Consider the following 12,239-nt stretch of genomic DNA (forward strand, 5'->3'; position numbering starts at 1 on the left):
AAGCGGTACTCCTGCTGCGCGCTAAGAAAAACGGTACCCTATCTATGATACTGTAGCAATGCCTCTGGCGGGGCTTTTTCATGCCGGTGGAAGTTGCCTCTGCAGGCTATAGCTTGCCCTCCAGCACTTCTATTTTCTCGGCCAGCTCGCTCCACTGGTCGTTGGCTTTGCCGAGCTCCTTCTTCACCTGCTCAAACTTCACCGTGGCGTCTTTCAGCTGGGCGGCGTTGTTGTAGATGTTCGGGTCGCCGAGCTGCTTTTCGTAGCCGGCCAGCTCCTGCTCCAGCTTGCTCACGCGGGCTTCCACTTCCTGCAGCTGCTTGCTGGTTTGCTTCAGCTCGCGCTGGGTGGTTTCGCGCTCCTGCTGGCTCAGCTCCTTTTTCACCTCCACCGGTTTGGGCTTGGGGGCGGCCGGGGCCGTGAGGCCGAGCTTCTTGGCTTCCTTGGCGCGGTCTTCCTGCCACTGCTCGTACTCGTGGTAGGTGCCGGGGTACTCCTTCAGCTGGAAGTCCTCGATGTACCAGATTTTGGTGGCCACGTTCTCCACGAAGTAACGGTCGTGGCTGATGACAAGGAACGTGCCCTCGAACTGCTCCAGCGCCTGGATCAGGATGTTGACCGACTGCATGTCCAGGTGGTTGGTCGGTTCGTCGAGCAGCAGGAAGTTGGCCTCCGAAATCAGCGTTTTGGCCAGGGCCACGCGGCTTTTCTCGCCCCCGCTGAGCACCTTGATTTTCTTGAACACCGAGTCGCCGGTGAAGAGGAAGGAGCCAAGCACCGTGCGCAATTCCATTTCGGTGCGCTTCGAGCCGGCCTGCACCATCTCCTGCAGCACCTCGTTGTCCACGTTCAAGGACTCTAGCTGGTGCTGGGCGTAGAAGGCCATAATCACGTTGTGGCCCAGCTGGTGGGTGCCCGAGGTCGGCGCCTCCGAGCCCGACACCATGCGCATCAGCGTGGATTTGCCCTTGCCGTTGGCCCCGATCAGGGCGATTTTATCGCCCCGCTCGATGTGCACGTTCGTGTCGCGGAAAATAATTTTGTCGCCGTACTTCTTCGTCACGTGCTCCATGCGCAGGATGTGGCGGCCGGGCTGCACCGAGAAGCGGAAGGAGAAGTTCACCTTGGCCGCTTCGGGCGCCACCGAGTCGATGCGCTCCATCTTGTCGAGCATCTTCTGGCGGCTCTGGGCCTGCTTGGCCTTGGAGGCCTTGGCCTTGAACCGCTCGATAAACCGCTCGGCCTGCCGGATGGCGGCTTGCTGGTTGTCGAAAGCGCCCTGCTGAATTTCGTCGCGCAGCACTTTTTCCTCCTGGTAGAAGGAGTAGTTGCCGGCGTAAGGCACCAGTTTACCGCCCGTCACCTCCACCGTCATGTTGGTGGTGTTGTCGAGGAATTCCCGGTCGTGCGACACGATAATCACCGCCCCTTCGTAGCCGGCCAGGTAGTTCTCAATCCACTTGATCGAGGGCAAGTCCAAGTGGTTGGTCGGTTCGTCGAGCAGCAGCAGGGAAGGCTCCTGCAGCAGGATTTTGGCCAGCATCACGCGCATGCGCCAGCCGCCCGAAAACAGCTTCAGCGGCCGCTGCAGCTCCTCGGTGGTGAAGCCCAGGCCCTCAAGAATTTCCTCGGTGCGGGCCTGCATGGTGTAGCCGCCCAGGGCCTCAAACCGCTCCTGCAGCGAGGCCAGCTTGTCGACCAAATCGTCGGTGTAGTTGTTCTCGAACTCCAGCAGCACCGCGTCGATTTTCTTCTGCAGGTCCAGCGCCTCGGCAAAGGCCTGCATGGCCACCACTAGGATGGGCTCGTGTGAGTCGTAGCTGAGCAAGTCCTGGTTCAGGAAGCCCAGCGTGACGTCCTTGCTCATGCTGATGCTGCCGCCGTCGGGCTTGTATTCGCCCACCAGCAGGCGCAGCAGCGTGGATTTGCCCTGGCCGTTCAGCCCGATGAGGCCGATTTTGTCCTTGGGCTTGATGTGGAGAGAGGCCTTGTCGTACAGCGTACGGGCACCGAAGTGAAAGTCGAGGTCGGAGATGGAAATCATGTAGATACCTTGCAGCGCAGGAAGGGCAAAGGTACGGCGTTTGGGCCGCTTAGCCTTTCTCCTTTGCAACAGCCCGATGAGGTCAGCTTTCCAGGGCAAGATTTTTCTCTTTGGCAATAGCGCCCCACCGACGCCCCGTTGATCCGCTTCGTCACGTCCCTGTGCGGCCTGTTAGCCGCTTTCATTGCGCCCTGCGCATCGGCGCAGGGCATTCGGACAGCGCAGGAACCTGCCTCCGACAGCTGGAAAGAGCGCGGCGTGACGCTGGGCCTGAACTACGGCCGGTACTTATTCGCCGAAGTGGGCCACTACCGCAGCTACGTGTACCGCATGGGGGCGCTGCCGCTATACTCCACCGCGTGGCACTATGGCTGCGAGGTATCCTACCTCGATCGGCTGGTAATAGCCCCTAAAGTGCAGGCCCGCGTCCACGTAGTCTTTGCCAATGTCGGCCTGGCCCCGGTGCTCTACACCGATTTCGACGCGGTAAGCCTGAAGCTGCGGCCGGAAATCGGTTTCAGCTTGTCGAACGTCGACGTGAATTATGGCTATAACGCCGGCGTCGTCAACAACGAGTTTGACAAGGCCAGCCGGCACTTGGTAGCGCTGCGCTACTACCTGGTCGTCAAAAAGCGTAGCCACCGGGAGTATAACCACCAAGGCAAACGCATCCGCTAACCGCTGGGGCTGCCTTCCTGCGAAAACCCAGGGTTGGCACTGCTCCATCGGCTACTGCCGCCAACCACACGCCCGAGCAGGAAAATGTGTACTTTCCCCTGAACCGCAGCCGTTTGGCCTATGCACACCTTCCGTACGCTTCTGCTGCTGACCCTAGCGGCCCTGCTGGCTGGCTGCGCCGCGCCCCGGCGCATCACCCGCCTCGACGGCACCCGCATTCGGCCCGACGAGCTGACGCGGCGCATCCGCGAAATCACCGACTCGGCGCGGGTGCACGGGCTGGCCGTGGCCGTGTTCAACGGCAACCGGGCGGTGTACCGGCAGGCCTTCGGGGTGAAAAACACGGCCACCGGGGAGCCGCTGCGCTTCGACACGGAGTTCTACGGGGCTTCGCTGAGCAAAGCCGTGTTTGCGGTGCTGGTGCTCCGGCTGGTGGAGGAAGGCCAGCTCACCCTCGACGAGCCGCTGCAGAATTACCTGCCGAAGCCCATCTACGAGTACGCCCCGCAGACGCGCTGGCACGATGACTACCGCGCCCTGCGCCGCGACTCGCTGTACCGGCGCATCACCGCCCGCATGTGCCTGACGCACACCACCGGTTTTGCCAACTGGCGCTGGGACGAAAAAGACGAGCAGCTGCGCGTAAACCGGGTACCCGGCACGCGCTACAGCTACTCCGGCGAGGGGCTGGTGTACCTGCAGGTGGTGCTGGAGCACAAGCTGGGCCGCCCGCTGGAGGCGCTGATGCAGGAAAAAGTGTTTGGCCCGCTGGGCATGAGCACCTCCAGCTACCAGTGGCAGCCCCGCTTCGAGGCCGACTACGCCCACGGCCACGGCGCCGACGGCCGGGTGCTGGAAAAGGACAAGGACAACGAGCCGCGCAGCGCCAGCACGCTCGAGACCACGCCCGCCGACTACGCCCGCTTTCTGGAAGCCGTGCTGCAGCGGCGCCTGCTGCGGCCCGCCTCGTGGCAGGAGCTGTTTCGGCCCCAGGTGCGCCTGCGCTCCGTGCAGCAGATGGGCCCGCTGGCCCACCGCGACACCACGCTCTACGACCACCTGCAGCTGGCGTACGGCCTGGGCTGGGGGCTGCTGCAGTCGCCCCACGGCGTGGGCGCGTTCAAGGAAGGCCACGGCGACGGGTTTCAGCACTACTCCATTCTGTTTCCTGGGCGCGGCATCGGGGTGCTGCTGATGAGCAACAGCGACAACGCCGAAAGCGCCTTCCCGGAGCTGCTGCGCGTGACCATTGCCGACGGCTACACGCCCGTCGACTGGCAGAATTATGCCTCCTACCGCCGCGCCCGCCCGGGGCGCTAATCCGGCCCCGGTGCCGACGGGCCGGGCAACGAAACCGGCCCGATTGGGGTAAACCGGCTACCGCATTTTACTGCCTACGCTCCATGCCCGACTACACCGCGCTGTTTCGCCCGCTGGCCGAACATAGCCAGACCATTTACTTCGCGTACCGGCCCGATACCCGGCGGGTCACCTACGTGAGTCCCGCCTATAAGCGGGTGCTCGGCAGCCCGCCCGAGCGCGTCGACGAAGACCTGCCCCGCTGGCTGACCGCCCTGCACCCCGATGACCTGGAATACCTGCGCGAGCAGGTGCTGCTGCTGCTGCGCGGCCAGCCGCTGGTGGCCGACGTGGAGCTGCGCCTGCGCCACCCCGACGGCCGCCGGCAGTGGCTGTGCCTCACCGCGGGCCGCAGCCACGATGAGCAGGGCGAGTTGCTGCTCACCGGGTCGGTGCACGACATCACCCATGTAAAAGAGTACATGGCCAATGCCGACAAGTTCAACGCTAAGAAGAACGCCACGCTCGAAATTCTTTCCCACGACCTGTCGGGCCCCCTGCTGGTGCTGCAGCAACTGGCCGAGCACGTGGCCGAGCAGTCGCGCAGCTACGAAAACCCGGCGCTGAAGGAGCTGCTGCGCCTCATGCGCGTCACCTGCCAGGAAAGCGTGGATCTGATCCGCGACTTCGTCAACCAGGAGTTCCTGGAATCGGCCAACGTGGACCTGAAGCTCACGCGCCTGAACGTGGTAGCGCTGCTGCGCGACCTGCTCGACAGCTACCAGAGCGCGCAGCACCTGCTGGCCAAGCGCATCGGCTTTCGCAGCAGCTCGGAGGCCGTGTACGCTTACATCGACGACAACAAGTTTCAGCAGGTCATCAATAACTTGCTCAGCAATGCACTCAAGTTTACCCCCGACGGGGGCACCATTGAGGTAAGCGTGGAGGAACAGCTGGGGCGCGTGCTCATCACGGTGCAGGACAGCGGCATCGGCATTCCGGCTAAGCTACAGCCCCTGCTCTTCGAGAAATTTACCAAGGCCCGGCGCCCCGGCCTGCGCGGCGAGCGGACCATCGGCCTGGGCATGTCCGTCATCAAGACGCTGGTGACCCTGCACGAGGGCAGCATCCGGTTTGAGAGCGAAGAAGGGCGGGGCTCCACGTTTGTCATCGAACTGCCTACCGTGCCCGACGACGTACCCAGCCAAAGCCAATAACCCCGAGCCACCCGGCGCGGCCATAACCGCGACCGGGCCGGGCTGCGTATGTGGAGTGCACCCGCCGCTGCCACTGCCATGCCTGATATTCAAACCTTTATCCTACGTTGCCGCCGCCCGGCAGCCTTCCTGCATGCCTCATTGCTGGCCCTGCTGCTGGGCGCGGCCGCTTGCGAAGGCGACGACAAGGAGGAGCCCGCTCCGCCCGACAGCGTGGCGTTTACCCAAGCCGGCCTCTATCCCGAAGGCGTCGCGTACGACGCCAAACACGGTTACTTCCTCGTCAGCTCCCAAACGCGCGGCAGCGTGGGCCTCGTGCGCGACGATGGCAGCTACAGCGTCTTCGTCAACGACCCTGCCCTGGTGTCCTCCATCGGCCTGCACGTGGACGACGCCCGCAACCGCCTGCTCGTCGCCGTGTCAGACCCGGGGTACAACGCAACCCGCACCAGCGCGGTGACGCAGCGCAAATTGGCCAAGCTGGCCGTGTTCAACCGCGACAACAAGCAGCTCATCGCCCTGGTGGACCTGGGGGCGCTGCGCCCGGCCCTGAACCACTTCGCCAACGACATTGCCGTGGACGCGCAGGGCACTGCCTACGTCACCGATTCGTTTGCGCCCCTCATTTACCGCTTCGACGCGCAAGGCACGGCCAGTGTGCTGGTGGAAAACAGCCAGCTGGGAGCCCCGGCCGGCGCCTTCGGGCTGAACGGCATCGTGGTGCACCCGGATGGCTACCTGCTGGTGGCCAAAACCAACGAGGGCGCCATCCTGAAAGTGCCACTTAACAACCCCGGCGCCCTGAGCCGCGTGACCATCGGCCCAAGCCTGGCCGGGGCCGACGGCCTGCAGCTGGCCGACAACAACACGCTGCTGGTGGTGTGCAACGCGCAGGCCCGCGTATTTCGCCTCGCTAGCACCGACGGCTGGACCAGCGCCGCCGTGTCGGGCACCTTCAGCACGCCGCCGGTGTACCCCACCACGCTGGCCCGCCGGGCCGACCAGCCGTACGTGCTGTACTCCAACCTGAACGCGCTCCAGGCCAACCAGCAGCCGCCCGTGGCCACGTTCAGCATCAACCGGGTGAGCTTCTAGGGTCAGTGGACAGTAGCTGAAAAGACAATAAGCCATCATGCTGAGCTTGTCGAAGCATCTCTACTGATAGTAATTTCTATCCAACGAAGCGGTAGAGATGCTTCGCGGGGCTCAGCAGGACGTTCATTTTGCTTCGTGTTCACACAGCCCTTACAGCTCGCTCAACTCCTCCGCTAGCTTGCGCGGCACGCCCACGCTGTTGAGCAGGCCGCTGTTGACGCCCTGCAGCCAGATGGTGAACACGCTGTAGCGCAGGTCGCGGTCGGAGCGCACCGTCCCAACTTTCAGGGCCTCGCCGCGGCGGCGGGGGTTATCGTTGCGCACCACCAGCACGTTGGCGGCTTTGGATACCACTTTGGTCAGGAAGGTCTGCCGGTCGGGGCCGCCGCCCTTGCCGCTGAGCATGTCCACTTTCAGATCGGAGTAGCGGGCCCACATCGTGCCGGTTACCTGCTGGCGGTTTACCTGCAGCCGCACCCGGATGTGGCGCACCTGTCCCCGCTCGAAGCGGGCGAAGCGCGTGGGCTCGGTGATGGAGTTCAGAATGGCAAAGGGTGCCGGCCCAAACGTGCCCTCCAGGCGGTGGCGGCCCTGCGCATCGAGCAGGGGTAGCCAGGCCGTGACCTGCAGGCGGCAGCGGTCCTGCAGATACGCCGTGACGCGCAGCACCGCCGGGCGCGCGGCCGTCATGCGCCGCGGGTCGTTGGTGAGGTTGGTACCCGTGCCGTTGAAGCGGGTGATACGGAAATAGCCCGGCCGGCGGGCGCGCTGCCCGGTAAACTTGATGGCCAGCAGAAAGTCACGCACCCGCAGCGTACGCACGTCGAGGCGAAACGGCAGGCGGCGCACGTTTTCGGGCGTCACCAGCGCCAGCTTGCTGCCCAGCGGGTACTTGGCGTTGCCGATGATCTGCAGACGCAGGCTGCGCAGCTCCACCGTCTGCGCCCGCACCGCCTTGCGCAGCAGGCCCCCGAAGTCCAGCCCGGTGACGGCCACAGTGGGCACCCGCAGCGTGAGGTGCGAAGCCTGGTGTCCCTTGCTGCGCGCCAGCCCGTCGGGCGACATGGTGGGCCGGATCAGCCCGCCGCTCAGCTGCAGCGTGCGGGCGCGGGTGTCCAGGCGCAGGCCCTGCCAGCCCACGCGGTAGTAAGGCGCATCAATGGTGAGCTGGCCGGGGCCGCTGCGCGCCGTCCAGTCGCGGGCGTACAGCACCCGGCGCGGGTCGCGGGCCGCGGCGGCGTCCACGCGCACGTCGGTACCGTGCAGGTGCAGGTCGGCCAGCTGCGGGGCCAGCTTGGTGCGCGTCAGGCGCAGCCGCCCGCCGGCCACCACCACGTGCCCCAGCAGCACGCGCCGCAGGTAGGGCGCCAGCGCTTGGTGCAGGGGCGGCGGGGCCTGGGCCGGCAAAGCCAGCGCGAGGCGCGGCGCGGTCAGCAGCAGTGAATCGGCCTGCAGAATGCGGCGGCGCAGCTGCTGGGGGTTCAACCCGGCCAGCGCCAGGCGGGGCAGCCACAGCGTGGCGCGGGCGGCGCCGGCCGGCTGCTGGCCGTCGGTTACGGGCTGCACCCCCAGGGAATCGATCTGGAGCCGCCGCCCGCGGGAACTGAAGCGGGCCGCCCCGAGGCGCAGGTGGTGACCGGGCACGTTGGCCTCCAGCCCGTCGACGGTCAGCTCCACGGTGGCCGCATAGCTCAGGCGCATGGAATCCTGGGCCGCGCCGCGGCTGATGAGCACGTCGGTGGCGGCGAGGCGGCCCTGGCGCAGCCGGGTGCGCGCCGGTCCGTGCAGCCCCGAGGCCACGCGCACGTCGTCGATGAGCAGCTGGTTCAGCCGAATGCCGGGCAACCGCGTGGGCAGCTGCTCGTGCAGGGGCTTGCCGGCCGCCGGACGCTGGGGCGTGCTCAGCACCCGGGCCCGCACCGTGCGGATGCGCAGCGTATCCACGCTCACTACCTCGCCCCGCAGCAGGGCCCCCAGCCCGATGCCGGCCACGCGCACCTCGTCGACGGTGAGCAGCACCCAGGGCGCCGGCTGCCCCGCGGCCGGCTGCCTGCGGGGCCAGCCGGTGGGCCGCAGCCACACCCGCCGCAGCGTAACGGCGCGCTGCGCGAAGCTGCTGCGCAGGCTGCCGATGCGCAGCTCGTAACGCCCCTGCGACTTGGCCGCCACCTGCCGCTCCAGGGTGCGCCGCAGCCAGGGGTCGAACAGCCGGGCGGCCACCACGGCCAGCCCCAGCAGCCCCAGTAAACCCAGCAGCCACCACAGCCAGCGAAAGCGCCGGCGGGCGGGCGGCGAAGCGGCGGGAACGGCAGCGGTGGAAGCGGAAGTCGAAGACACGGCGGGCAGCAAGTAGGCTTCTAACGCAAAAGCCGCCCCCGCGGCCGGATGCGCGGCGGAGTTGGGGCGTCACGGCCTACCTTCGCCCCGTTCTGCCCTCTCAGCCCGCTTATGTCTTCGCTCGTTTCCCCCGATCTGGCCGCGGCCCTGCTGGCCACCGTGCGGCACAGCTTCCGCAGCTACCAGACGCTGGCCGATAAAGCCCTGGCCCAAATCACGCCCGCCGAGTGGCTGTGGCGCCCCGAGCCGGGCTCCAACAGCGCGGCCGTCATCGTGCAGCACCTGACGGGCAACCTCCGCTCCCGCTTCACGGACTTCTGGACCACCGATGGTGAGAAGCCCAACCGCCGGCGCGACGCGGAGTTTGAGGAACCCACCTCCGCCGACGGCATCGCGGCCCTGCAACAGCAGTGGCAGGCGGCCTGGCCGGTGCTCTGGGCCGTGCTCGACCACCTGGAGGCGCACCCCGAGGACTGGCTGCGCACGGTGTACATCCGGCAGGAACCGCACACGGCGCTGGCGGCCCTGCAGCGGCAGGTGGCCCACTACGCCTACCACACCGGGCAGCTGGTGCTGCTGGCCAAGGCCATCCGCGGAGCGGCGTGGCAAACGCTGAGCATTGCGCGCGGCCAAAGCGGGCCGTTCAACGCCCAGATGCAAAACCAATATGGCCGCAACGCCAACCTTGACGGCCCTTCCGGAGTTTAAGCGCCGCGTATGCTAGCCATTACTTCCCTGCTCAACCCGCAGAACGCCGCCCGGATCAACGGCATCATCCAGAGCCTGGAGGACGAGTTCGGGCTCGACGACGTGCAGGCCACGCCCGATCCGCACATCACCTACCTGCTGGCCGGCATTAACAAGCACGAGGCCCTGAAGGAAGTGCTCGAGGACATCGCCACCACTACCGCGCCCTTCGAGGCGCACACCACCGGCCTGGGGCTATTTCCGGGCCCAAACCCGGTCATCTATATTCCGGTGCTCCGCTCGGATGCGCTGAACCGCCTGCACCACCGCCTCATCACGGCCACCCTGCCCCTGTGTCTGCGCACCGATAAGTTCAGTCAGCCCGAGCTGTGGCTGCCGCACATCTCCCTGGCGCTGCACGATACCACGCCCGAGCTGCTGGGCCCGGTGCTGCAGTACCTGAACGAGCAGACCTTTAACCTGAAGCTGCGCATCAGCAACCTGGCCATCCTGCGCCAGGAGGGCGAACAGTTCATTCCCGAGGAGGTTTATCCACTCGAGGGCGAAGATGAATGAGCAATGAGCAATGAGCAATGCGGCTACGCCCGCTCACCGGCCCGGTTTCACCCATCGTTCATTGCGGATTGTTCATTGATCATTCCCTTACTTTGCCCCGCACCAACTCTCTCTCCATGACTGCTTATTCCATCGTACTCGCGCTGCACTCCTGGTCGCGCTGGCTGGTTCTCATCTTCGGGCTGATTGCCTTGTTCCGGGCCTTCACCGGCTGGCAAAACCGCCGGCCCTACGTCGGGGCCGACAACGGCATGGGCGCCGCCTTCGTGGGCTCTATGCACCTGCAGCTGCTGCTGGGCCTGATTCTGTACTTCGCCCTGAGCCCCTTCGGCGTGAAAGCGTTCGACGCGGCCGGCTCGGCCGTGATGAAGGACGCCGGCGCCCGTTTCTGGGCCGTGGAGCACATCACAGTCATGATCCTAGCCGTCGTCTTCGCCCAGATCGGCCGCTCGCTCTCGAAGAAGGCCACCGACCCGGTGCTCAAGCACAAGCGCGCGGCCATCTACTTCGGCATCGCGCTGCTGCTGGTGCTGCTGATGATTCCGTGGGGCGTGTGGAACCCCGAGCGGCCGCTGTTCCGCTTCTAACGCGCAGGGGCACTCGTACGCCACCATTTAGCCGCCCGGCTCCGCACTGCGGGGCCGGGCGGTGCTTTTCCGGTGTCTTGGCGAAGCGCGCGGCCAAACCGTGAAAATCCAGCAAAAAGCCCGTTGTCGCCTACTAGCCCTGCCGCTTTGCGTATCTTACCCGCCTAGTTGCTGCCCGATACCCAACTTGGCTATGGATTCGACCTCTACCCCAACCGCGCCCGCCGCGCACCTAGCCGTGGATGCCCCGGCCGCCCACCCGCACGCGTCCTGCCTGAACTGCGGCCAGCCCGTGGCCGAGCGTTTTTGCGGCCACTGCGGGCAGGACGCCCACCACACCCATCGCTTCACCCTGCGCTACCTACTCCTGCACGACTTACCGCACTCCATCTGGCACGTCGACAAGGGCGTCGGGTACACGTTTTGGCAGATGATGACGCGGCCCGGTGCCGCCTTGCACGAGTACATGGCCGGCCGCCGGGCCCAGCACTTCCGGCCCATCTCCTACCTGCTGCTGATTACGGCCGTGAGCATGCTGCTGCTCTCGGCGGTGGGCATGAGCGCCGTGCCCCCCAGCCAGCAAAACGACATGCCGCGGCTGCTGCAGCTGATGCTGGAGCGCTACATGCAGCTCTATGCCAAGTACCCGACGCTGATTTACCTGGTGGTATTGCCGGTCAATGCGCTATTGGCAGCGTGGCTGCTGCGGCCGGCCCGGTTCAACTTCGCCGAGATGCTGCTGAGCCAGGCCTTCGTGTCGGGCACCACCACCATCATCTCCTCCCTCGTCATGCTGCCGCTGTTGCTGCTGATACCGCATTTTCCGGCGTTGCAGTCCCTACTGATGCTGGCCATGCTGCCCTACATGGCTTACGCCGCGTGGGTGTACCGCCAGCTGCTCGAACCGGCGCGCATTCCGGTGGAGGACAAATGGGTGCGCAGCATCGGCACGGTGGTGCTGCAAACGGTGGTACTGCTGCTCACCATTGTGCTGGTGCAGGTGGCTATCCTGGTTTCGCTCATCCGCCAGGACCCCTCGCTGCTGAAAGACTTCAAGGCCCAAACCGCCCGGAAGACCCCGATCGAGCAGCCCCGCCGCTAGCGCGCCAAGCGGATCCGTACCGGCGGAAACCGTTGGCTATCCTACCCTAGCTCTGAGGGTGTGTCAGAGAATTTCAACTGTGTCTGTTTTGCACAAGACATTCCCTAATGGTGTAGCTAAATAATTAAGGCTTTTCCCCAATATATACTGGCCGATAATGTACCATCATTGCCCCGTTATCCATTAGCTAATGAATAGTATTCGAATCGATATCAAATTTGGGGAAGCGCCTGACTTCCCGTCATCCCCGCTATTGGCAGCCGAAGCGGTTATTGATAATGAACCGCCCTTTTCTTGGATCGATTTACCAGTAGATATCCTGGCCTTGCGGGAATCCGTCGAAAAGTCTGGCCGCTATTTTATTTGAACTTGCGGTTGCGGTATCCCGGAATGCGCCGGCATCGATAGTGAAGTAAAGGTCGTGCACACTTCAAATTCGGTAATCTGGGACATTGCGAATAGGCGATTTGATGCTCATAAGCGCTTTGAATTTGCCAAAGCAGCGTACGATGCCGAAGTGGCCCGCGCTTGGAATGAATATGTGCAGACATTTAAGGCATATCGTGCCGCCGGAATCAACTTTAATTTATCTGGCGTCACGGATACGCTTGTCCAAG

At 64.8% G+C, this 12,239-nt stretch carries 11 protein-coding genes; 9 read left to right on the forward strand and 2 right to left on the reverse strand.

The window, feature by feature from the left end:
• Positions 1 to 106: 106 nt before the first annotated feature.
• The gene (locus ACYVKQ_RS21250) at positions 107 to 2,044 is read right to left on the reverse strand and encodes an ABC-F family ATP-binding cassette domain-containing protein (protein WP_460677376.1); all 1,938 of its coding nucleotides are present in this window, start codon (positions 2,042 to 2,044) and stop codon (positions 107 to 109) included.
• 138 nt (positions 2,045 to 2,182) lie between these two features.
• On the opposite strand from ACYVKQ_RS21250, the gene ACYVKQ_RS21255 reads away from it, so the two are divergent.
• The 4 genes from ACYVKQ_RS21255 (at position 2,183) to ACYVKQ_RS21270 (ending at position 6,333) form a co-directional block, all read left to right on the forward strand.
• The gene (locus tag ACYVKQ_RS21255) at positions 2,183 to 2,722 is read left to right on the forward strand and encodes a hypothetical protein (protein WP_460677377.1); all 540 of its coding nucleotides are present in this window, start codon (positions 2,183 to 2,185) and stop codon (positions 2,720 to 2,722) included.
• A gap of 120 nt (positions 2,723 to 2,842) precedes the next feature.
• Positions 2,843 to 4,042 (forward strand): serine hydrolase domain-containing protein, encoded by a 1,200-nt coding sequence (locus ACYVKQ_RS21260; protein WP_460677378.1) that lies wholly within the window; start codon positions 2,843 to 2,845, stop codon positions 4,040 to 4,042.
• Positions 4,043 to 4,125: 83 nt separating this feature from the next.
• Complete coding sequence (locus ACYVKQ_RS21265) at positions 4,126 to 5,238, forward strand: PAS domain-containing sensor histidine kinase (protein WP_460677379.1); 1,113 nt, start codon at positions 4,126 to 4,128, stop codon at positions 5,236 to 5,238.
• 78 nt (positions 5,239 to 5,316) lie between these two features.
• On the forward strand, positions 5,317 to 6,333 hold the full coding sequence (locus ACYVKQ_RS21270) for a gluconolaconase (protein ID WP_460677380.1): 1,017 nt from the start codon (positions 5,317 to 5,319) through the stop codon (positions 6,331 to 6,333).
• A gap of 150 nt (positions 6,334 to 6,483) precedes the next feature.
• On the opposite strand, the gene ACYVKQ_RS21275 is transcribed toward ACYVKQ_RS21270, so the two are convergent.
• Positions 6,484 to 8,670 (reverse strand): hypothetical protein, encoded by a 2,187-nt coding sequence (locus tag ACYVKQ_RS21275; RefSeq protein ID WP_460677381.1) that lies wholly within the window; start codon positions 8,668 to 8,670, stop codon positions 6,484 to 6,486.
• 111 nt (positions 8,671 to 8,781) lie between these two features.
• Here ACYVKQ_RS21275 and ACYVKQ_RS21280 point away from each other — a divergent pair, with 111 nt between their 5' ends.
• The 5 genes from ACYVKQ_RS21280 (at position 8,782) to ACYVKQ_RS21300 (ending at position 11,989) form a co-directional block, all read left to right on the forward strand.
• Complete coding sequence (locus ACYVKQ_RS21280) at positions 8,782 to 9,378, forward strand: DUF1572 family protein (RefSeq protein WP_460677382.1); 597 nt, start codon at positions 8,782 to 8,784, stop codon at positions 9,376 to 9,378.
• A 9-nt stretch (positions 9,379 to 9,387) separates the two neighbouring features.
• Positions 9,388 to 9,933: a 2'-5' RNA ligase family protein gene (locus ACYVKQ_RS21285; RefSeq protein ID WP_460677383.1), complete on the forward strand. Its 546-nt coding sequence runs from the start codon at positions 9,388 to 9,390 to the stop codon at positions 9,931 to 9,933.
• Positions 9,934 to 10,049: 116 nt separating this feature from the next.
• On the forward strand, positions 10,050 to 10,520 hold the full coding sequence (locus ACYVKQ_RS21290) for a hypothetical protein (RefSeq protein ID WP_460677384.1): 471 nt from the start codon (positions 10,050 to 10,052) through the stop codon (positions 10,518 to 10,520).
• 193 nt (positions 10,521 to 10,713) lie between these two features.
• Positions 10,714 to 11,622: a DUF3667 domain-containing protein gene (locus tag ACYVKQ_RS21295; protein WP_460677385.1), complete on the forward strand. Its 909-nt coding sequence runs from the start codon at positions 10,714 to 10,716 to the stop codon at positions 11,620 to 11,622.
• Positions 11,623 to 11,812: 190 nt separating this feature from the next.
• Positions 11,813 to 11,989 carry a hypothetical protein gene (locus ACYVKQ_RS21300; protein ID WP_460677386.1) on the forward strand — a complete coding sequence of 59 codons (177 nt, stop codon included), beginning with the start codon at positions 11,813 to 11,815 and terminating at the stop codon, positions 11,987 to 11,989.
• Positions 11,990 to 12,239 lie beyond the last annotated feature (250 nt).

It is taken from the genome of Hymenobacter coalescens (genome assembly GCF_054783195.1).